At 61.8% G+C, this 21,177-nt stretch carries 14 protein-coding genes, 3 tRNA genes and 1 pseudogene; 14 read left to right on the top strand and 4 right to left on the bottom strand.

What is annotated here, in order from left to right:
* Positions 1–36: 36 nt before the first annotated feature.
* From HMPREF2842_RS01120 to nrdR, 8 genes and pseudogenes are all read left to right on the top strand, one after another.
* On the top strand, positions 37–870 hold the full coding sequence (locus HMPREF2842_RS01120) for a YggS family pyridoxal phosphate-dependent enzyme (RefSeq protein ID WP_070635148.1): 834 nt from the start codon (positions 37–39) through the stop codon (positions 868–870).
* Positions 871–1,662: 792 nt separating this feature from the next.
* Positions 1,663–1,971, top strand: a pseudogene (locus HMPREF2842_RS09315) (cell division protein SepF); the annotation flags it as partial.
* A gap of 10 nt (positions 1,972–1,981) precedes the next feature.
* Complete coding sequence (locus tag HMPREF2842_RS01110; RefSeq protein ID WP_070629514.1) at positions 1,982–2,281, top strand: YggT family protein; 300 nt, start codon at positions 1,982–1,984, stop codon at positions 2,279–2,281.
* Positions 2,282–2,746: 465 nt separating this feature from the next.
* The gene (locus HMPREF2842_RS01105) at positions 2,747–3,286 is read left to right on the top strand and encodes a DivIVA domain-containing protein (RefSeq protein ID WP_070641954.1); all 540 of its coding nucleotides are present in this window, start codon (positions 2,747–2,749) and stop codon (positions 3,284–3,286) included.
* A gap of 288 nt (positions 3,287–3,574) precedes the next feature.
* Positions 3,575–4,222, top strand: coding sequence for a signal peptidase II (lspA, locus tag HMPREF2842_RS01100; RefSeq protein ID WP_141752165.1), 648 nt, complete (start codon positions 3,575–3,577; stop codon positions 4,220–4,222).
* Between the two features lie 105 nt (positions 4,223–4,327).
* On the top strand, positions 4,328–5,314 hold the full coding sequence (locus HMPREF2842_RS01095; protein WP_005506532.1) for an RluA family pseudouridine synthase: 987 nt from the start codon (positions 4,328–4,330) through the stop codon (positions 5,312–5,314).
* Between the two features lie 90 nt (positions 5,315–5,404).
* Positions 5,405–8,947 (top strand): DNA polymerase III subunit alpha, encoded by a 3,543-nt coding sequence (gene dnaE, locus HMPREF2842_RS01090; RefSeq protein WP_070641951.1) that lies wholly within the window; start codon positions 5,405–5,407, stop codon positions 8,945–8,947.
* 175 nt (positions 8,948–9,122) lie between these two features.
* The gene (gene nrdR / locus HMPREF2842_RS01085; RefSeq protein WP_005506525.1) at positions 9,123–9,578 is read left to right on the top strand and encodes a transcriptional regulator NrdR; all 456 of its coding nucleotides are present in this window, start codon (positions 9,123–9,125) and stop codon (positions 9,576–9,578) included.
* Positions 9,579–9,710: 132 nt separating this feature from the next.
* On the opposite strand, the gene ppgK is transcribed toward nrdR, so the two are convergent.
* Both ppgK and map read right to left on the bottom strand, forming a co-directional pair.
* The gene (gene ppgK / locus HMPREF2842_RS01080) at positions 9,711–10,562 is read right to left on the bottom strand and encodes a polyphosphate--glucose phosphotransferase (protein ID WP_049340710.1); all 852 of its coding nucleotides are present in this window, start codon (positions 10,560–10,562) and stop codon (positions 9,711–9,713) included.
* A gap of 97 nt (positions 10,563–10,659) precedes the next feature.
* The gene (gene map / locus HMPREF2842_RS01075) at positions 10,660–11,571 is read right to left on the bottom strand and encodes a type I methionyl aminopeptidase (RefSeq protein ID WP_005506520.1); all 912 of its coding nucleotides are present in this window, start codon (positions 11,569–11,571) and stop codon (positions 10,660–10,662) included.
* A 220-nt stretch (positions 11,572–11,791) separates the two neighbouring features.
* On the opposite strand from map, the gene HMPREF2842_RS01070 reads away from it, so the two are divergent.
* Positions 11,792–12,088: a hypothetical protein gene (locus HMPREF2842_RS01070; RefSeq protein ID WP_083309194.1), complete on the top strand. Its 297-nt coding sequence runs from the start codon at positions 11,792–11,794 to the stop codon at positions 12,086–12,088.
* 149 nt (positions 12,089–12,237) lie between these two features.
* On the opposite strand, the gene panB is transcribed toward HMPREF2842_RS01070, so the two are convergent.
* Together panB and HMPREF2842_RS01060 are read right to left on the bottom strand one after the other, a co-directional pair.
* Complete coding sequence (panB, locus tag HMPREF2842_RS01065) at positions 12,238–13,152, bottom strand: 3-methyl-2-oxobutanoate hydroxymethyltransferase (protein ID WP_070641949.1); 915 nt, start codon at positions 13,150–13,152, stop codon at positions 12,238–12,240.
* 66 nt (positions 13,153–13,218) lie between these two features.
* Positions 13,219–15,066 carry a geranylgeranyl pyrophosphate synthase gene (locus HMPREF2842_RS01060; RefSeq protein WP_070641947.1) on the bottom strand — a complete coding sequence of 616 codons (1,848 nt, stop codon included), beginning with the start codon at positions 15,064–15,066 and terminating at the stop codon, positions 13,219–13,221.
* Positions 15,067–15,489: 423 nt separating this feature from the next.
* On the opposite strand from HMPREF2842_RS01060, the gene glnA reads away from it, so the two are divergent.
* The 5 genes from glnA to HMPREF2842_RS01035 all read left to right on the top strand — a co-directional run bounded on the left by glnA (position 15,490) and on the right by HMPREF2842_RS01035 (position 21,012).
* Positions 15,490–16,830, top strand: a complete 1,341-nt coding sequence (gene glnA, locus HMPREF2842_RS01055) for a type I glutamate--ammonia ligase (protein ID WP_049362897.1) — start codon at positions 15,490–15,492, stop codon at positions 16,828–16,830.
* Between the two features lie 159 nt (positions 16,831–16,989).
* Positions 16,990–20,361 carry a bifunctional [glutamine synthetase] adenylyltransferase/[glutamine synthetase]-adenylyl-L-tyrosine phosphorylase gene (locus HMPREF2842_RS01050; protein ID WP_210398780.1) on the top strand — a complete coding sequence of 1,124 codons (3,372 nt, stop codon included), beginning with the start codon at positions 16,990–16,992 and terminating at the stop codon, positions 20,359–20,361.
* Between the two features lie 364 nt (positions 20,362–20,725).
* Positions 20,726–20,798, top strand: a tRNA-Gly gene (locus HMPREF2842_RS01045).
* 47 nt (positions 20,799–20,845) lie between these two features.
* Positions 20,846–20,916, top strand: a tRNA-Cys gene (locus tag HMPREF2842_RS01040).
* 24 nt (positions 20,917–20,940) lie between these two features.
* Positions 20,941–21,012: transfer RNA gene (locus HMPREF2842_RS01035), tRNA-Val, on the top strand.
* The last annotated feature ends 165 nt before the right edge of the window (positions 21,013–21,177 follow it).

Below are 21,177 nucleotides of genomic sequence, written 5' to 3'. Positions count from 1 at the left end.
AGCTGCTAAAGATAGAAAGCCGCTGAAGGAGAGAAGATGTCTGAAATGAACGTAGAAGAGAACCTGCAGTACACTCCCGAACGCGCCGAGCAGCTGCTGCAGAACTACCGCCGCGTGCTTGAGCGTATCCGCACTGCGGAGCAGGACCACAGCGCTGTGCGTACCGAGGCGAGCGCCCCGGTGCAGCTGGTGACGGTCACGAAGTTCTTCCCCGCCTCCGACGCGGCGGCACTGCTGGATGGGGGAGTGACCCTCTTCGGTGAGAACCGCGACCAGGAGGCGAGCGGGAAGGCTCGTGAGCTTGCCGCCTACTGCGCCCAGCGTGAGGTGCAGCCCCCGCATTGGGCGTTTATCGGTCAGCTGCAGACGAACAAGGCGAAGTCTGTGGTCAAGTACGCCTCCAGCGTGCATTCGGTGGACCGCCCCTCCCTGGCGGACGCGCTGGCGAAGGCGTACGCAAACCAGCTGGCACGCTTCGAGGCGGGGGAGGCGCCCGCACCCGCGGCGGCGGAGCATGGTGCGCTGACCTGCCTGGTGCAGGTGTCCCTGGCGGAGGTTGCGACGGCTGGGCACGCCGCTGAAGGCGCGCGCGGTGGTACGAGCGCCTCCGAGCTGCTGGAGCTGGTGGAACGCATCGAGAACCACGAGCATCTGCGTTGTGGCGGCGTGATGGCGGTGGCGCCGCTGGGCATGAACCCGGATGAAGCATTTGAGAAGCTCTACGGGCTGGCATCGCTGGTGCGTGAGCAGGTGCCGCATGCGACCGAGATTTCCGCCGGCATGAGCGGGGATTTGGAAGCTGCGGTGCGTTGGGGCTCGACCTGTGTGCGCGTGGGTAGCGACATCATGGGTAAGCGCCCGGCGCTCTAGCCTCGCCTAAGCTACGCGCCGTGCGTTGTCTCTTCGAGCTCTGGACTGCTTTCGGTGCGGACCGGCGGCATAATCATCGGTGCCCTTGACCGCCTGCGCGGGGTGGGCGCTGGTAATATATACATGCCGGTGCATGGCGTACCGTTACGCACACACCTTCTGATGACGCACTACGGCAGAACCTGTACACCACCAACGTGAAAGAACAGCGAGAGAATCATGGCGAAACAAAGCCGTCTGGCGGGTTTCCTCGGCCTGGAACGATACCAGGGCGCTGAGACGACGCCGGAAGAATCCCCGCAGGCTGTGCAGGCTGACTCCCGCCGGGAGGCAAACGCCTCCGCAGGGCAGGCTGCTACAGCGCAGAAGACCGAAAGCTCTCACAGGCTTTCAGCACTGCCCGGTTCGGCACAGTACAGCGTTGCCGAGTCGCAGAGCGAAACCTACCCCCTGCAGGACGAACCCGCCTATACTGAACAGGAAGAGTACCTGCAGGCTGATAGCTACGATGACGGTACAGAAACCGAGTATCTGGACGCAGAAGAATCTGCCGACGGACGAGCAACCGTAGATGCAGCGGCATACGCCACCGCTCATACACCTGAAACCACAGCTGACCTGGCAGAAACCGAGCAGACTTGGGACGACGCCAGCGCAGACAATTGGGAGGACACCCCGGTGCCGAATACCGAATACACCGAGCAGTACGCCGAGACGTACTCCAACGACGGCTACTACGACCAGGGCTACGAGCCCGAAGAAACCAACGGATACACCTACGGTTACGAGGAAGAAGAGGACGAATTGCGTCGCATCACCACTATCCACCCCCGCTCCTACAATGACGCAAAGATCATTGGTGAGGCATTCCGCGAGAACATCCCCGTGATTATGAACGTGGAAGAAATGCCTGACGCAGACGCAAAGCGCCTGGTGGACTTCGCATCCGGTCTGGCATTCGCACTGGAGGGCCGCATTGAGCGCGTCACCGCTAAGGTGTTCCTGCTGACCCCCTCCAACCTGGAGGTTCTGGGCGTGGCTAACTCCGAGGTTCCCGCCGGCTTTGAGACCGACGGCGAATTCCCCTTCGACCAGGGCTAAGGACTGATAGATGGGTTATATTTTCGCCCTCATTACGATTATTCTGTACGTTCTCTACGTCTCCATGCTGCTGCGCATGCTCTTTGACTGGGTGCGCATGTTCGCTCCGGAGTGGCGCCCCAAGGGCATTGTGTTGCTCTTCGCCAGTGGCGTGTACGCGGTGACGGACTGGCCGATGAACCTGTTGCGTCGTCTGATTCCGCCGGTGCGTGTGGGTAACGTTGCGTTGGATACCGGTTTTCTGATTCTGATTGTTCTGCTGTCTTTCCTGCTGAACATCATGATGACGATTACCGCGAAGCTGTCCTAACGTAGCCCCTCCATCGGAGAGATACGAGAACTAGGCATGAGAGCCCCGCTTGCGCTTGGCATCCTGACATGGGATGACGTGCTGGCGGGGTTTTCTGCGTCTGGGGTCTGTGCCTGGGTTCTGCGCCGGGGTCCGCTTGGGGAGCGTCAAGATGTCTCTGCAAAAACCTTCTTGAAATGCACCGCAGGGCAGAAAACATAAGGGGGATAGCAGGGACTAGGGCGGATACGTCACGTGGTGAATCCCACCCTTGCGCCGAGCGAATATTTTACGGTTCAACCGACGTATAACCGGGCACAGAAACCAAAGAATAGTAGAATTGGTGCCAACGACTGCATAGCGGAATAGCCATGCCCTGACCCATCGGGACCCTGAATTATCGGGAATCACGACCTATCTGGCTGGTGAATCCGCGGCACTCATCTTCACCACCAAACCCCGTAGGGATACCCAGAGGAGAAGCCCATGGCAATCACCCCCGAAGACCTGATCACTAAGAGCTTCAAGATCGTCACCGAAGAGTCCGGTTACGACCGCAACGAGGTCGACGACTTCCTGGACGAGCTCGTTGTCGAACTGCGCGCGCTCTACTCCGAACGTGACGCTCTGGAGCGTCAGGTCGAGCAGCTCTCCGCAAATGCTCCCGATTCCCCCGCAGCGGCTGTGGCACCCGCACAGTCCTCGGCTGCATCGGCTGCACCTCAGGACGCGGCGGCGCTGCTCGCTATGGCTCAGAAGGTTCACGACGACTACGTGGCACAGGGCGAGAAGGCTAAGGCTGAACTGCTCGAAGAGGCTGAGAAGAAGGCTGACGCTATGGTGAGCGAAGCTCAGCAGCAGCGCGAAGAGGTTCTCTCTCGCCTCACCGACGAGAAGGAAGAACTGGAGATCGCTGTTGAGGCTCTGCGCGGCTTCGAGAGCCGCTACCGCTCCAAGCTGCTGCAGCACCTGGATGCACAGGTTCAGGAGCTGAAGAACCTCAAGTCCATTGAGGCTTCCGCATAAATCAGTTCGCTTGAATGAGCTAACGACGCTTTGAGGCGTATGCCGCCCGGATTCTTTCTCTTCCACCGCTATTCACCGGGGAAGATGGAGAGAACCGGGCGGTATTCTCATACCTGCTCCGCCCGGCTTGAGAACACAGGATGAGAAGCGGGGGAGAGCACCCGCCACATCACCGCCGAATACTCGATGCACTACCCCGATTTGCTAAGCTAGAGGGGCACTATCGAACGGTACCGCACCAGGTTTGCGTTCGGGCGCGTAGCAACCGGCACAGACTAGAGGAGAGCTATGACCAACACCCCCAAGACTGCTGAATCCTCAGTCGCACAGGCTAGCGATAACGCTGCCGAAAACACCACCGAAGAAGCTACTGGACGCCGCGTGCGCATCCTTTCGGCTCGCTCCGCGGGGATTCTCGCGCTCGTGCTCGCCGCCGTCGTGTTCGTAATCGACCAGGGCACCAAATACCTGGTCGTTACCCAGATGCAGTTGGGGGAACGCATCACCGTCATTGACGGGCTTCTGTGGTGGTACTCGATCCGTAACTCCGGCGCCGCATTCAGCATGGGTGAGAACGTCACCTGGGTCTTCACCCTCGTCATGGTTGCCGCCGCGGCCGTGGTGTTCTACCTGCTGCGCCGCACCCGCGCCCTGTCCTGGACCCTCGCGCTGGGCGGTCTGCTCGGCGGTATCTGCGGCAACCTTTTCGACCGTCTCTTCCGTGAGCCCGGCTTCGGTTCCGGTCACGTGGTTGACTTTATTTCCGTACCGAACTTCGCGATTTTCAATATTGCAGATTCTGCAATCTGCGTGTGCATGGCGTTCATCGTGCTGCTGAACTTCAAGGGTCTGAACCTCAACGGCACCCGCGTGCAGGCGCCCGCTGACGAAACCCCGGCTGACGATAAGAGCACCGACGAAAAGAGCGCCAAGTAGCTCCCCGCCCCGGCTGCATCGCCGTTACACGTGCCTATAGCCGTTCTCACACAGACGACCCCTCACACAGAAAACCTAAGCAAACACCACCCGAAGGAGAGCCGCATGAGCGAAACCACCAACGCCGCCGAAGATACGGCACGCATCCGCGCCGAATTCACCGTTGAAGGCGCGCTCGCCGGTATGCGCCTGGACGCCGCACTCGCCGGTGCCCTCGACGCGCCGCGCACCCGCACCTCCGGGTGGATTCGTGACGGCCACGTGACCGTGACCAACAACGGCAAGACCGTGAAAATCGGCAAGTCCTACAAGCTTTCCGCAGGGGACGAGGTCGTCGTGGACGCACCCGCACCGCGCGATCTGGCGGACATCCGCCCCGAGAAGGTGGACGGCTTCCGCATCGTGCACCTGGACGAGGACATCGTTGTGGTGGACAAGCCCGCAGGCGTGGCGGCACACCCCTCACCCGGCTGGCACGGCCCCACCGTCATCTCCGCGCTCATGGGCGAGGGCATTTCGGTTGCCACCTCCGGCGCGGCAGAGCGCCAGGGCATTGTGCACCGCCTGGACGTGGGCACCAGCGGCCTGATGGTCGTAGCCCGCAGCGAACGCGCCTACACCGAACTCAAGCGAGCCTTCAAGGAACGCACCGTGGACAAGGTCTACCACACCCTCGTGCAGGGCCTGCCCGACCCGCTACGCGGCACCATCGACGCACCCATCGGCCGCCACCCCGGCAACGAATGGAAGTTCGCCGTGGTCGAAGACGGACGCAACTCCATCACCCACTACGACGTGCTCGAAGCCTTCGGCCCCGCATCCCTGGTGGAGGTGCACCTGGAAACCGGACGCACCCACCAGATTCGTGTGCACTTCTCCGCGCTGCGCCACCCCTGCTGCGGCGACCTGACCTACGGCGCCGACCCGCGCTTTAGCGCCGAACTGGGCCTGACCCGCCAGTGGCTGCACGCGCACCGCCTGGGCTTCGACCACCCCGGCACCGGCGAGCGCGTGACCTTCACCAGCGAGTACCCGCTCGACCTGTCCTACGCGCTGACCGCTCTGCGCGAGGGTAAGGTTCAGCTCGGCTAAACAGCCGGCTATTTATAGCCACCCGCGCGCTGCCGCATACAGCTTCACATTCACCGCCCATCCTCCAGCCCACACCTCCAGGAGATTCCCGTGGCAACCAAAGAATTTACTCACCTGCACGTGCACACCGAGTACTCCATGCTCGACGGTGCCGCGCGCCTGGGTGACCTGTTCACCTACGCTAAAGAACTCGGCATGAAGTCCATGGCGACCAGTGACCACGGCTTCCTCTTTGGTGCCTTCGACTTCTGGCGCCAGGCTAAAACGCACGATATCAAGCCCATCATTGGTGTGGAGGCGTACCTGACCCCCGGCACGCACCGCACCGACCGTTCGCGTGTGCGCTGGGGCGACGGCTCCCGCGACGACGTTTCCGGTGGTGGCGCGTACACCCACATGACCATGTGGGCTGAAACCACCGAGGGCATGCACAACCTGTTCCGTGCCTCCTCCATTGCGTCGCTGGAAGGTCAGCTGTACAAGCCGCGTATGGACCGCGAGGTGCTGCAGACCTACTCGAAGGGTCTGATTGCGACCACCGGCTGCCCCTCCGGCGAGGTTCAGACGCGTCTGCGCCTGGGCCAGTTTGACGAGGCGGTCCAGGCGGCGAGCGAATTCCGCGATATTTTCGGCAAGGACAACTTCTACTGCGAGGTCATGGACCACGGCCTGGATATTGAACGCAACGTCCAGGAGGATCTGCACCGCCTCGCCAAGAAGCTGAACCTGCCCTTCGTCGCCACTAACGACCTGCACTACACCCGCCAGGAAGACCACACCGCCCACGCGGCGCTGCTGTGCGTGCAGTCCGGCTCGACCCTCACTGACCCCAAGCGCTTCAAATTCGACGCGGATAACTTCTACCTGCGCTCGGCTGAAGAAATGTACGCCCTGTTCGGCGACATTCCCGGCGCGTGCGAGAACACCCTCGAAATCGCTGAACGCTGCAACGTGGAGTTCAATACCAAGGCGAACTACATGCCGAACTTCCCCGTGCCCGAGGGCGAAAACGAGGAATCTTGGTTCGTGAAGGAGGTCGAGAAGGGCCTGCACTACCGCTTCCCGCAGGGTGTTCCCGACACCGTGCGCAAGCAGGCAGAGTACGAGGTGGGGGTTATTACCTCCATGGGCTTCCCCGGCTACTTCCTCGTGGTCGCCGACTTTATCAACTGGGCTAAGCGCAACGGTATTCGCGTGGGCCCCGGCCGTGGCTCCGGTGCAGGCTCCATGGTCGCGTACGCGATGCGTATTACCGACCTGAACCCGCTCGACCACGACCTGATCTTCGAGCGATTCCTCAACCCCGACCGCGTCTCCATGCCCGACTTCGATGTGGACTTTGACGATCGTCGCCGCGGCGAAGTCATCGACTACGTGACCGAAAAGTACGGTGAAGAGAAGGTCGCGCAGATCGTCACCTTCGGCACCATTAAGGCGAAGCAGGCGCTCAAGGACGCCTCCCGCGTGATGGACCAGCCGTACTCGGTCGGTGAGCGCCTCACCAAGGCGATGCCGCCGGACGTCATGGGTAAGAACATCGCCCTGGCGAACGTGTACAACGAAGAGGATAAGCGTTACGCCGAGGCGGCAGATTTGCGTGCCCTCATCGAGGACCCGGTCGATAAGATCTACGGCCAGGTGTTCGAAACCGCGAAGGGCCTGGAGGGCCTGAAGCGTCAGTGGGGTGTGCACGCTGCGGGCGTGATTATGTCCAGCAAGGACCTCGTGGACGTGATCCCCGTGATGCGCCGCGAAGCCGACGGCCAGGTTATCACCCAGTTCGATTACCCCACCTGTGAGGGCCTGGGCCTGATCAAGATGGACTTCTTGGGTCTGCGTAACCTCACCATCATCTCTGATGCGGTGGAGAACATTAAGGCTAACCGAGGCATTGACCTGGACCTTGAATCCCTCTCGCTGGACGACCCGGAATCGTACCGTCTGCTGGCGCGCGGCGACACCCTCGGCGTGTTCCAGCTCGACGGCGGCCCGATGCGCTCGCTGCTCAAGCTCATGGAGCCCGAGGAGTTCGAGCACATTTCGGCAGTATTGGCGCTGTACCGTCCGGGCCCGATGGGCGCGAACTCGCACACCAACTACGCTCTGCGTAAGAACGGTAAGCAGGAGATTGAGCCGATTCACCCCGAGCTGGAAGAGCCGCTGAAGGACATTCTGGACACCACCTACGGCCTGATTGTGTATCAGGAACAGGTTATGGCGATTGCTCAGAAGGTCGCGAACTACACTCTGGGTGAGGCAGACCTGCTGCGCCGTGCGATGGGTAAGAAGAAGAAGGCGGAGCTGGATAAGCAGTACGCTACCTTCCACGACGGCATGATTTCTAACGGCTACTCTGAGGGCGCTATTAAGGCGCTCTGGGATATTCTGCTGCCGTTCTCTGACTACGCGTTCAACAAGGCGCACACGGCTGCGTACGGTCTGGTGTCGTACTGGACGGCGTACCTGAAGGCGCATTACCCGCAGGAGTACATGGCGGCGCTGCTGACCAGCGTGGGCGATAACAAGGACAAGCTCGCGCTGTACCTGAACGAGTGCCGCGCCATGGGCATTACCGTGCTCGCGCCGGATGTGAACGAGTCCACCCTGACCTTCGCCCCTGTGGGTGAGGACATCCGCTTCGGCATGGGCGCGATCCGTAACGTGGGCGCGAACGTGGTCGAAGGCATGATTGCCGCCCGCAAGGAGAAGGGCCGCTACGAGTCCTTCAACGACTTCCTGAAGAAGGTGCCGCTGCAGGTGTGCAATAAGCGCACCATCGAGTCGCTCATTAAGGCGGGAGCTTTCGACGACCTGGGCCACACCCGCCGTTCCCTGTCCCTCATTCACGAAGCGGCAGTGGACGCAGCCGTGGCGGTCAAGCGTAAGGAGGCGGCGGGCCAGTTTGACCTCTTCGGTTCCCTCGGCATGGACGATGCTCTGGGTGACGAACTGACCGTGACCATCCCGGACGTGCCCGATTGGGATCGCCGCGAGAAGCTGAACTTTGAGCGTGATATGCTAGGCCTGTACGTTTCGGACCACCCGCTGCGTGGCCTGGAACGTGCGCTCTCTGATGCCGCCTCCCACTCGGTGCACGACATCATCGGCGAAGACTCGCACGTGCGCGACGGCGAAACCGTCACCATCGCGGGCATGCTCACCGGCGTTTCGCGCCGTATCGCCAAGTCCAGCGGTAACCAGTACGCCTCCGTGGAACTGGAAGACCCCTCGGGCGCAACCATTACGGTCATGTTCTTCTCCCGCGCCTACGAGACGATGGGCGCCGCCCTGGCGGACGACCTCATCTGCTCGATTCGTGGCCGCGTGCAGCGCCGCGACGACGGTAGCGTGAACATGAGCGCGCAGGAACTGCAGATCCTGGAAATCAGTGATGACGGCCGCGCCGCACCCATCACCATCGTGGTACCCGAGTACCTGGTGACCGAGGCGAACCTGAAGGAGCTGAAGGAGACCCTGCGCGACCACAAGGGTACCGCGGATGTGCGCATGCTCATCCGCACCCGCGATAAGGAGCAACTGGTGTTGCTGGATGCGAGCGTGCGCGTGGAGCCGAACCCGAGCCTCTTCGGTGAAATCAAGACGATTTTCGGTCCGAGCTGCATTCGACGCTAAACATATATAACCCCGCAAGGTGGGAATGACAGGGTGGATTCTGCATAGCAGAGTCCACCCTGAGCGTATATTCACTCACACCATACGGTGTATCCGCTGTATATCACGGTAGAATAGGTATAAATATTCTTGAGCGCTGTATACGCGGGCGCTAGCGCCCAGCCAAGGAGAAACAATGTACTGCCCCTATTGCAAGCACACCGACTCGCGCGTGGTGGATTCCCGCACCACCGATGACGGCGCCGCAATTCGCCGCCGCCGCCAGTGCACCTCCTGCGCTCGCCGCTTCACGACCGTTGAAACCACCACCATTTCGGTGATTAAGCGTTCCGGCGTGACCGAGCCTTTTGACCGTTCGAAGATTGCCGCGGGCGTGCGTAAGGCATGCCAGGGCCGCCCCGTGGGTGAGGATGATTTGGCGAAGCTCGCCCAGGAGGTTGAGGAGCTGATTCGTGCTCGCGGTCTGGCGGAGATTAACGCGCACGAGGTGGGTCTGACCATCCTGGAGCCGCTGTCGAAGCTGGACGCGGTCGCCTACCTGCGTTTTGCGAGCGTGTACCAGGCGTTTGAGAACCTTGAAGACTTTGAGGAGGCGATTGCGCGTCTGCGTGAGGACCGCATCGCCCAGTAACTAGCTAGCCCAGTAACTGGCCAGCCCAGTAGCTAATGAGCTCAGCCGCCGCTACATGAGCGGCGGCATATAAAAAGGGGCTGTTCCCGAGATATCTATCTCAGGAACAGCCCCTTTAGCTGTAGCTACACTTTACGCTTCGCCGCGGCGCTTGCGTTCCTGCAGCATGCCGCCAGCCCACAGTGCCGCACCCACAATACCCGCGTTGTTACGCAGGGCAGCCATGACCATGGGGGTACGAATCTGGTCCTCAAAGTAGGGCATGAACTTCTCCGGGTTCTTGGAGATGCCGCCGCCGATGATGAACAGGTCGGGGGAGAAGAGCATCTGAACGTGCTCGAAGTAGCGGTACAGGCGCTTGCCGTACTTCTTCCAGGACAGCTCGTGCACCTCGCGGGCACGGGCAGAAGCCTGAGACTCGGCGTTGTGGCCGTCGATCTCCAGGTGGCCCAGCTCGGTGTTCGGGATCAGCACGCCGTCGTTGATGAGGGCGGAGCCAATGCCGGTGCCCAGGGTGATGACAGCGATCAGGCCGTCACGGTTACGGCCCTGGCCGTAGGTTGCCTCAGCCAGACCGGCTGCGTCAGCGTCGTTGAGGCCGTAGACGGTGCGGCCGCCCAGAGCCTCGCTCATGACCTGTTCCAGGTCGGTGTTGATCCAGGAGTCGTCCACGTTCGCTGCGGAGAAGACCATGCCGTTCTTCACCACTGCGGGGAAGTCGATGCCGACAGCGGACTCGGGGTCCGGTGCCAGGTCGCGGCCCTGCAGCTCATCCACTACGCGGCGTACAACCTCAGCCACAGCCTCGGGGGTTGCAGGCTTGGGGGTGTCAATGCGGAAACGGTCGGACACGAGGTTACCGGTGCGCAGGTCGACGATACCGCCCTTAATGCCGGTACCTCCAATGTCCACACCAATCTGCAGGTCCTTGGGGGTGGGGGCGGGCAGCTCGTTGATGACGCCGGGTTCTGCGTATTCGCTCATGGTTTTCTCTCTCTTTCGCCCCGCCTACTGCCGTGTAACCTAGGGGAGTGGGCGGGCTTGTCAGTGGGTGAATTGATATAAAAGTGAGGTGCTGGGCTTAGGGCAGGGTCAGGATGTCCGCGCCGTCAGCGGTCACCACGAGGGTGTGCTCGAACTGCGCGGTGCGCTTGCGGTCGCGGGTGACCACGGTCCAGTCGTCATCCCACAGGTCCCATTCGATGGTGCCAAGGGTCAGCATGGGCTCGATCGTGAAAATCATGCCCTCACGGATCTCGGTGTCGTAGGCGGGTGCCGCATCGTAGTGGGGGATGATGAGGCCCGAGTGGAACTCACGACCCACACCGTGACCGGTGTAGTCGCGAACCACGCCGTAACCGAAACGTGCCGCATACTTCTCAATGACGCGACCAATCACGTTGATCTGGCGGCCCGGCTTCACAGCCTTAATCGCACGGTTCAGGGACTCTTCGGTGCGCTCAACCAGCAGGCGGGACTCTTCGTCCACGTTGCCGACGAGTAGGGTCTTGTTTGTATCGCCGTGCATGCCGTCCAGGTATGCGGTGACGTCCAGGTTGAGGATGTCGCCGTCCTCCAGCACGGTGGAGTCCGGGATGCCGTGGCAGATGACCTCGTTCAGGGAGGTGCACACGGACTTGGGGTAGCCGCGGTAATCCACGGTGGAGGGGTACGCGCCGTGGTCGCAAATGTACTCGTGGACCAGCACGTCAATCTCGTCGGTGGTGGTGCCGGGCACGCAAATCTTGGATGCTTCAACAATGGCGCCTGCCGCAATCTTGCCGGCTGCGCGAACCCGCTCAACTTCCTCGGGGGTGTACATGTTCGAGTCGTTACCCTCGTTGGCGGTGGGCTTACCCACGTACTCGGGGCGAACAATGTGCGAGGGGACCGGGCGCATGGGGGTGATGCGTCCGGGGGTCAGACAACCCACGGGTGCTCGACCGGGCTCTGCAGGAAGATTGTGCGAAGTATTCGTTTTGGTTGAAGACATAGTTTCATCTTACCGGGCGTGGGCGGGTTGTGTCCCTTGCTCAGGCGCTAAAAAAGCGGCGGATACACAAGCCGTACCTTTTTCCCAGATTGTGAATAAAATTTCATGCACGCTAGCGGCAAAACCGCGCGGCGGGGAGCGGAGGAGAAGACATGAGAAAAGGGGAGGAACGCCGCGAGAAGCTTCGCCCGCCTCATTGCCACGAACCTGGGCGCGTGAGATGCTAGACATACTGACTCAATACCGTCGAAGGAGAACCCATGAGCGAGAAGAAAACCACCTGAGCGAAGCTATCGAATCGGCGGTTGAGAAGACCCTGAACGCAGCCGCCGACGCCACCAGCCCGCACGCTGACGAATACTGGTACAACCTCGCCACCGGTGAGGTTGAGCGCGGCCAGCAGAGCGCCGTCACCTCCCTGTGGGGCCCCTTCAAAACCTACGAGGAGGCGGCACACGCCATGGACCGCGCTCGCGAACGCAACGAGGCGTGGGACAAGGACGGCGGCCTGCTCTAAAGCCCAACGAACTTCTGCACGCATGCCTCTAATAGAGACATCTAACAGAGGCAGAAAAATAGATACAGCAAGACCCCCGAACCCGGAACACCGGATGCGGGGGTCTTCGCTTTGTCTCAAGCTATCTTCTCAATCTAAAGCCTTAAAGCCTATTCAAAGGTGTGCTCAGCCGCCGGGAACTCACCCGAACGCACCTGCTCACGGTAGGCGCGCGCGGCGTCCTCCATGACCTGGCCGACCTGCGCGAACTGCTTCACGAAACGCGGCACGCGGCCGGAACGAACACCCATCATGTCCTGCCAGACCAGCACCTGACCGGTCGTCACATTCGAGGCACCAATACCAATCGTCGGCACAGTACCCACAGCCTCATCCACACGGCGTGCGGTCTCGGTAGTCACCATCTCCATGAGCACGCAGAACGCACCAGCCTCAGCCAGAGCCACCGCATCCTCACGAACACGCTCGGCAGCCTCGCCACGACCCTGCACGCGGAAGCCACCCAGGGCATGCTCCGACTGCGGGGTGAAACCAACATGCGCCACCACCGGAATACCGGTACGCACCAGGGCACGAACCCACTCGGCCATCGAAGCATCCGCCTCAATCTTGACCGCGTGCGCGCCGCCCTCCTTCATCAGACGAACAGCGCTCGCAACCGCCTGCTGCGGCGACTGCTCATAGGAGCCGAACGGCAGGTCAGCAACCACCATGGCGCGGGAGGCACCGCGAGAAACCGCCGCAACCAGCGGAATCATCTCATCCAGGGTGATGGTCAGGGTCGACTCGTAACCGAGTACCACGTTCGCCGCAGAATCGCCCACCAGCAGCATGTCGATGCCCGCGCGATCAAAAATCTGCGCAGTCAGGGCGTCATAGCAGGTCAGCATGGAGAACTTCTGCCCGGTCGCCTTAGCCTGCGCCAGGTGAACGGTACGCACCTTCTTGACGGTGTCCAGGTCAAAAGGCTTCGATGCAGAAGCAGTCGCGGGAGCAGCCGCGGAGGTAGCGGCAGGCTGTGCCGCGTAGGGCGAAGAGATCTCGGAAGAACGCTCAGTAGTCATGCTGACTATTCTAACCCTGCACGGCTCCAAGCTGGCGTACCGCTCACCACGAGGGAACAACTATGCCTAGTTCCAGATGAGGTTAATGTAGTAGGTCGGGAACGACGCAGCGGCGTTCTTATTCATCAGCTCCGGAACAGCGGAAGAAGCATCACTAAACTCACGCGGCAAATCGCGCTGAATGAGCGCCTGCTGCACCAGAGCATCCCAGTACAGCTGCATGATTGAATAGGTGCAGACTTCCTTCACGACGTCCTCCGCGTAGGACTCCCACGCCGGGAGTGCCGCATCGTTATCGAAGAACCCCTCATAGCCCTGGGACAGGCCCGTATCGCAGGCGTTCACCGCGTTCTTCGCGTACTGCAACCAGTAGCTACGGCTCAGCTCATCGGTGGTGTTGAAAGTAAACGCCTCATAGTCTGCCTTCAGCAGGGCGTAAGACGCCTGAATAGAACCGGCGAGCGGGGCGTGCGAAGAGAAGACAATAACGTCCAGAAGAGCAGCGATGTACTCCATCTGCACCTTCTCGTAGGCAATGCCGGAAGGCTGAACCGGACCAGAATGCATCTGCACCAGCGCCTCCACCGCGTTGATGAAACGCTCAACGTCGGCGGTCGCCTTCACCATCAGATTCAGCAGACGCTGAACACACTGATAATCCTCAGAGATCTGCGAGAACACTCCAAAGGACAGGACGCCACGCTCCGAAGCAGCCGTCGCCAGAATCTGGCTCGTCAACCGCTGGCTCTCCGCCTCAGCCTTCGCCACGCTTACCAGCAGGGCACCGCAATACGCCAGCGCGCGGCCATCCACCAGCTGAGGCTGCTGCTGATGCAACGGCAGAAGACGCTCATGAAGCTGACGGAAAATCGCGCTCTGCATCAGAGCCTTCTTGCCCAGCTCCTCAGTCTTCAACAGCACGGTATCCGCCGAGAAATCACGCGGCACGAAACGGCGCGCATCCGGCACAGTAAACGGCGAATAGGGGCGACCCATCACCGGATGCAACAGCGACATCGTGGTAAACAGCGAAAAACGAGCCGCCACCGGCCCCAGCGAATCCGGGTAGTTCGGCGCATCCGGCGCGTTGACACGCTCCGTGCACAGCGTCAGCCAGGTCTGCTCCACCGCCCGATCAGACGCAATGCCAACACCCATACCCAGGATGCTCTCACCGAACGCCTCCGACGGAAGCTTACCGGGGTTCATGGCACGCGCCTGCATGAGCGCCACAGCCAGCTCCACCGTATAGTTCGCGCGGCGCTTCTTGCCCGCCTCATCAAGGTGCTGGAACGGACGCATGCCCGCAATCTTCTGTGCGCGCGCCAGCGTATGCAGCTCCTTGCTCATCGCGAACTGCTGCGGGTTACGCTGCATCATCTTCGACACCTCGTAGGCGCTCTTACGGTTCAGCTTCTCACGGCGCTGAGCACCCTCAGCCGACAGCGCATCATACTTGCCGCGGCTTGCGTGAACGTACCAGGAACGAATTACCTGAAGCGGCAGGAAGAAGAACGTGTACTTCCACGACCAACTAAAAATAATGACCGGAATAGCCGCGCTCGACCCCAAACGGCCCGTGTAACCGGTCCAGATGAACTCCACAAACGCACCAACCAGCGCCCACAACGCCAAAGTGCGAACCCTAAACGCCACTCGGGAGGGGCGGTCCAGCAGGTAGGTCGCACCACCGGTCTTGTTATTCTTCATGACGGTCGGGCCAAAGACCGCAACCGCAAAAAGACAGACCAGATACAACACCAAGAAAACAATGGGGGCAGCAATAAGTAGCAGCCACTCAAGCCCGGTGGGGTCAGCAGCAACCAGTGTGCTTGCCGCTAGAGGAATCTGTGCGGGCGCCACCTGTGCGGGTAGCGCCTGCGAAGCTGATGAGAGAAGAACGGAATGTAGCATACCCCCATTATCGCAAGGCGCCCCCGAACACGCCCCGCGAACCGTCATCTGCCAGGTATCTGAACACAACCATATGCTAGGTATCTGAACACAACCCGCACCGCAGAAAGCGGGGGAGCGGCCCCGATACCGCCCAGAATCTGAGCTACCGCGGCACACGAAAAGAGAATTTACACAAACGAAACCTCCCACCCCCCCGCCACACAGCAGAACCCGATAGGCTAGATAACAACAGGACACACGCCGGGGCAAGGAGGCGCCAGCACCGCTGGTACACAACCCGCCGCAACCCCTTGGAAGCCCAAGGGACACGCAGGACCTTCCGCAACAGGGTCTTCTTCACCTCGGCAGCAAATTTAGCGCGCCTCCGCCACCCACAGACGGGTACCACGCGGATGCGCGCCCGCACCGAGAGGGCAACTCATGGACCGCCAACAGGAATTCGTACTGCGCACCATCGAAGAGCGCGACATCCGCTTCATCCGCCTCTGGTTCACCGACGTGGTCGGCACCCTCAAATCCGTTGCGCTCGCACCGGCTGAAGTAGAAAGCGCCTTCGATGAGGGCCTAGGCTTTGACGGCTCCTCGATTGAGGGTTTCTCCCGCATCTACGAATCCGACATGTTGCTGCAGCCGGACCCCTCCACATTCCAGATCCTGCCCTGGCGTGGCGAGGAAGACTACACCTCCCGCATGTTCTGTGACGTGCTCACCCCCGACGGTGAGATTAGCGCATCCGACACCCGCGGCGTGCTCAAGCGCGTGCTCAACAAGGCCGCGGAGATGGGCTTCACCTGCTACACCTCGCCCGAAATTGAGTTCTACCTGCTCGAATCCTCCAAGCTCGGCGCCGACGGATTCCCCGTGCCCGTGGATCACGAATCCTACTTCGACCACACCCCCGGCGGCATCGTGCAGGACTTCCGCCGCAAGGCAGTGACCATGCTCGAAGAAGTCGGCATCTCCGTCGAATTCAGCCACCACGAAACCGGCCCCGGCCAGAACGAAATCGACCTGCGCCACGCCGACGCCCTGCAGACCGCAGATAACGTCATGACCTTCCGCACCGTCATCAAGGAAGTCGCCTACTCGCTCGGCATGTACGCAACCTTCATGCCCAAGCCCTTCACCAAGTACGCCGGTAGCGGCATGCACACCCACTTCTCCCTCTTCGAAGGCGACACCAACGCGTTCTTCGAAGCCGGCGCCGAATACCAGCTGTCCAAGACCGCACGCCACTTCATCGCCGGTGTGCTCAAGCACGCCCCCGAATTCACCGCGGTCACCAACCAGTTCATCAACTCCTACAAGCGCCTCTGGGGCGGCGGCGAGGCACCCTCCTACGTCTCCTGGGGCCACAACAACCGCTCCGCCCTCGTGCGTGTGCCCCTGTACAAGCCGAACAAGATGCAGTCTGCCCGCATCGAGTACCGCGGCCTGGACTCGGCGTCGAACCCGTACCTCGCCTACGCGGTGATTCTCGCCGCAGGTCTGAAGGGCATCGAAAACGAGTACCCGCTCATGCCCGCCGTGACCGAAGACCTCGCCGCCATGACCAACGCCGAACGCCGCGCCATGGGCTACAACCCGCTGCCCGCGTCCCTGCGTGAAGCCATCAATATCACCGAGGAATCCGAGTTCATGGCGGAGGTTCTGGGCGAGCAGGTCTTCGAGCAGTTCCTGCGCAATAAGCGCGCCGACTGGGACCAGTATCAGGCTCAGGTGACCCCCTACGAGCTCAAGCACAACCTCGGAATCCTCTAACGGCTGGATCCTCTCACCTCCTCACAGGATGAGTGAGCGCTGACAGCCTCAGGGCGGTACCCGCTACCGGTAACACGCCGGCGGGTACCGCCCACAGGTGTATCAGCATCGCTTTTTATCCCGCCGAAATTTATACTCTCTACCCACAGTTCTCACGCTATGACTGACAGCTCCCACTACCCGACCACCGGGCTCATCCGCATTATCGACCCCGCCAAAGAACCCAAACCGCTCACCGACATCGCCCCCGACGCACTCGACGACGAGCAACGCGCCGAAGCCGAACGCAAAGCCCAGCTACGCCTGCGCACCCGCATGATCGCCACCGGCTTCCACGACCCGTCCAAGGCAGAACGCTGGCTCAACGCACCCGAACTGAGGCACGTCTCGCAGGATGCACTCTTTGCCGGGCTGCGCCTCGCACCCTCACCGGATATCGCCCTGCCCGCCCTCGTGCGCCTCATCGAGAAGCACCCGGCGGTCGCCGAACGCGCCAACCGCGGCAAAGAAGAATTCGGCATGTACCGCCTGCTCGGCGCATCCCAGGCGATTGGCGATTTTCTCTACCGCCGCCCCGAACACATTGACCCGCTCTTCGACACGCAGGTGTACCCGGCTGAGAGCGCGCTGATTCGCTCCCAGCACCCGGCGTCGATTCTGCCGGAAACCGACGGGGAATTCCTGACCCCCATCGCACCGCTGGACACCCCCTACCGCCGCGACATCCTCACCGCCCTCGGCGCGGACCCTCACGCGGAGCGTCCGCGCGCTGCCGCCGAACAGACCGGCAAAGACGGCTACGTGACCCTGCGCGTCGCCTACCGTGCCGCCCTGGCGCGCATCGCCCTGCTCGACGTATGCTGCGAAGACCCGGTCGAAATGATGCCCACCATCGGTCGTCACCTCGCCGATCTGGCTGCCGCCGCGCTGGAGGGTGCGCTCGCCATTGCCCGCACCGAAGTGGCGGAGGGGCTGGGCCCCGGCCTGGCGGCTCCTCGCCGAGGTGAAGCCGTAGACGCCCTGGACTTGGCGATTATCGGCATGGGTAAGTGCGGTGCCCGCGAGCTGAACTACATCTCTGATGTTGACGTGGTGTACGTGGTTGCGCCCGTGGAACCCGCCGCCGCTGGCGCCGTGCCCAACGCCGGGGCAGAGGGGGAGAGCGCCCCGCTCAAGCTCACCGAGAACGAATGTTCCACCATCGGCACGGAGCTCGTGCACGCCCTCACCCGCGCCATCATGGGCCCCGCACCCGAACCCGCTCTCTGGGAGGTCGACGCGAACCTACGCCCCGAAGGTAAGGACGGCCCGCTCGTTCGCACCGTCGAATCCTACGTTCAGTACTACAAGCGCTGGGCGGAAAACTGGGAGTTCCAGGCGCTGCTTAAGGCGCGCCCCATCGCCGGTTCGGCGCAGCTGGGCGCCCGCTACGCCCGCGCCATTGACCCCTTCGTGTGGGAGTCCGCCGCCCGTGAATCCTTCGTGGAATCCGTGCAGGCGATGCGCGCCCGCGTGACCGATAATATTCCCTCACACCAGGTGGACCGCCAGATTAAGCTGGGCCCGGGCGGCCTGCGCGATATCGAGTTCACCGTGCAGCTGCTGCAGCTCGTGCACGGTCGAACCGACCCCGCTGTGCGCACCAAATCCACCGTGGATTCCCTCGCGGCGCTGACCGCCGTCAGCTACATTAGCCGCACCGACGCCGAAGCATTCAGCCGCGACTACAAGAAGCTGCGCGTGCTCGAGCACCGCATCCAGCTGCAGCAGCTGCGCCGCACCCACCTGATGCCCGAAAAGGACGCCGAACAGCGCGCCCTCGCCCGCTCAATCCTCTCCCCGGAACGCAACGGCACGCTCTCCGCCGAGCAGATGCTCAAGGCTTGGCAGAAAATTAAACGGAACGTCCGTTCACTGCATGAGCGAATCTTCTTCCGCCCGCTGCTCGCCGCCGTCTCCACGCTCAGCCGCGACGAAGTGGTACTCAGCGAACAGGCGGCACAGGACCGTCTTGCAGCCCTCGGCTACCGCGACCCGCGCGGCGCCATGCGTCACATCAAGGCGCTCACCACGGGTCTTTCCCGCAGTGCAGACATTCAGCGGCACCTCATGCCCGTGCTGCTGGGCTGGTTCGCCCGCGGCGTGGACGCAGACGCCGGCCTGCTCGGATTCCGTATCGTCTCCGAATCGCTCGGCAGCACCAGCTGGTACCTGCGCATGCTCCGCGACTCACCCGCAGCCGCCGAACGCCTCAGCCAGCTACTCTCCAGCTCTCGCCTCATGACCGACCTGCTCGAGGATGCCTCCGCCTCCATCGCCTGGCTGGACAAGGTCGCCGACCTCAAACCGCTGGGGGAGGAAGCGCTCGCCTCCGAGATTTCCTCCCTGCTGGCACGCCATGCGGACGCCGCCGAGGCGATGCGCGCCGTGCGCTACCTGCGCCGCCGCGAAACCCTGCGCACCGCCATGGGCTGGACCCTGGGCATCGTCGACGTTGAGGACACCTGCGCCGGTCTTGCCGCCATCGACGAGTGCACGATCGGTGCGGCGCTGCAGATTGCCCTGCGTGAACTCCAGACGGCACCGGAAGGCGCCGAACCCGCCGAAGTAGCCGAGCCCGCCGAAGCTGAGGCGGTAGCGGGGGAGAAGCTGCTCACCCGCATCGCCGTCATCGGCATGGGCCGCCTCGGCGGCGCCGAGAATGGCTTCGGCTCCGACGCGGACGTCATGTTCGTCCACGAACCCCTCGACGGGGCCGACGAAGACGCCGCACAGGAACAGGGGGCACGCATCGTCAACCGCACCCTGGCGCTCCTCAAGCAGCCCGTCAAACCCGCCATTCGCGCCGAACGGCCCCTCGAAGTGGACGCCGACCTGCGCCCCGAAGGTAAGCAGGGCGCTATCGTGCGCTCGCTGGACTCCTATCGCTCCTACTACGAACGCTGGGCGGAAACCTGGGAGTTCCAGGCGCTCACCCGCGCCCGCCCCATCGCCGGCGACGAGGCGCTAGGCGAGGCTTTCGTGGAGCTCATCGCCCCGTACCGCTACCCTGCAACTTTCACGCCCGAACAGGTGCAGCAGATTCGCCGCATGAAAGCACGCGTTGAAAACGAACGCATGCCGCACGGTGCCGACCGCACCCGCCAGCTCAAGCTCGGCCGCGGCGGACTCTCCGACGTGGAATGGCTAGTCCAGCTCGTACAGCTACGCCACGCGCACGCCGTGCCGGGGCTGCGCACCACCTCCACGCTGAAGGCGCTGGACGCCGCGGTTGAGGCGGGACTGGTCGAGGCTGCGGACGCTGAAATCCTCAGTGGCGCCTGGCTGCTTGCCACGAAGATCCGCGGCGGCAACGTACTGCGTGGCGTGCGCCAGTCCGACACCCTACCCTCGGGACGCGCCGACCTGGAAGCAATCGCCCGCTGGTGCGGATACCTGGCCGGCAGCGCACGCGCCCTTGAAGAGGACTACCTGCGCCAAACTCGCAACGCCCGCAAGGTCTACGAACGCCTCTTCTTCGAAGAACTCTAGAAAGACCGCCCTGGCGTTTTTGCCGGTGCGGATTTCATAGGGGAGGGGCGGGGAACCAGGTTCCCCACCCCTCTTTTCGTGCCCTATTGAAATTTTTTGTGGGCAACGCCTTCCTTAACCTCATCTCAACTAGAGCCGTATCCATCCCAAAACCCTGAAAATGTGACCGGCACCATGAAAATAAATTTTGCCAACATGTCCCAAAAAAGAGACAAAATACCCCGTTTTACCCCGGAAACACGCGGAACACCGGGTGTCTAACAAGGGATTTGGCAAACGCTCAAAAACCCCGTATAGTATTTACCTGTCAGCACGACGGAGCGAAAAACTCCAACGGAATGATTCAAATTGAATACGCTGATATGCGGTTGTAGCTCAGTTGGTAGAGCACCACCTTGCCAAGGTGGATGTCGCGAGTTCAAGTCTCGTCAACCGCTCGTAAGGACTCCAAGAGTTCGAACGCGTTCCCTTGTGGAGCGTATGCGGTGAGGTGGTCGAGTGGTTAGGCAGCGGCCTGCAAAGCCGTGTACGCGGGTTCGAATCCCGTCCTCACCTCGCAACAAAACAACTGTTTTGTGAGCGCGATTGGCGCAGCGGTAGCGCGCTTCCCTGACACGGAAGAGGTCACTGGTTCGATCCCAGTATCGCGCACAGATAAAGCCCTTAGCTTTCGAGCTAAGGGCTTTTGTGTTTAACTTTTTTGGTTTTGGTTAGAGGGGCGGTGCTCCTCAGCTGACTTGTGTTTATTCTGGAGGCGGTGCTCCGTATATTTCCTCCGCGCCGTCGCAGGGGACCCGCCCTCGCTTCGCTTCGGGC

The organism is Rothia sp. HMSC069C10 (genome assembly GCF_001812205.1).
In the GTDB taxonomy this organism is placed as follows: domain Bacteria; phylum Actinomycetota; class Actinomycetes; order Actinomycetales; family Micrococcaceae; genus Rothia; species Rothia mucilaginosa.
The sequence above is the reverse complement of the archived record's forward strand: the minus strand, read 5'-3'. Positions and strand labels throughout refer to the sequence as shown.

Bases quoted from the DNA above. Each gene is read 5' to 3' on its own strand.
- map (WP_005506520.1), bottom strand. From the start codon at position 11,571: ATGTCTTCAACCAAAACGAATACTTCGCACAATCTTCCTGCAGAGCCC.
- glnA (WP_049362897.1), top strand. From the start codon at position 15,490: ATGGACCGCCAACAGGAATTCGTACTGCGCACCATCGAAGAGCGCGAC.
- nrdR (WP_005506525.1), top strand. From the start codon at position 9,123: ATGTACTGCCCCTATTGCAAGCACACCGACTCGCGCGTGGTGGATTCC.
- HMPREF2842_RS01105 (WP_070641954.1), top strand. From the start codon at position 2,747: ATGGCAATCACCCCCGAAGACCTGATCACTAAGAGCTTCAAGATCGTC.
- HMPREF2842_RS01070 (WP_083309194.1), top strand. From the start codon at position 11,792: ATGCTAGACATACTGACTCAATACCGTCGAAGGAGAACCCATGAGCGA.
- HMPREF2842_RS01095 (WP_005506532.1), top strand. From the start codon at position 4,328: ATGAGCGAAACCACCAACGCCGCCGAAGATACGGCACGCATCCGCGCC.
- panB (WP_070641949.1), bottom strand. From the start codon at position 13,152: ATGACTACTGAGCGTTCTTCCGAGATCTCTTCGCCCTACGCGGCACAG.
- HMPREF2842_RS01050 (WP_210398780.1), top strand. From the start codon at position 16,990: ATGACTGACAGCTCCCACTACCCGACCACCGGGCTCATCCGCATTATC.
- lspA (WP_141752165.1), top strand. From the start codon at position 3,575: ATGACCAACACCCCCAAGACTGCTGAATCCTCAGTCGCACAGGCTAGC.
- HMPREF2842_RS01060 (WP_070641947.1), bottom strand. From the start codon at position 15,066: ATGCTACATTCCGTTCTTCTCTCATCAGCTTCGCAGGCGCTACCCGCA.
- ppgK (WP_049340710.1), bottom strand. From the start codon at position 10,562: ATGAGCGAATACGCAGAACCCGGCGTCATCAACGAGCTGCCCGCCCCC.
- HMPREF2842_RS01110 (WP_070629514.1), top strand. From the start codon at position 1,982: ATGGGTTATATTTTCGCCCTCATTACGATTATTCTGTACGTTCTCTAC.
- HMPREF2842_RS01120 (WP_070635148.1), top strand. From the start codon at position 37: ATGTCTGAAATGAACGTAGAAGAGAACCTGCAGTACACTCCCGAACGC.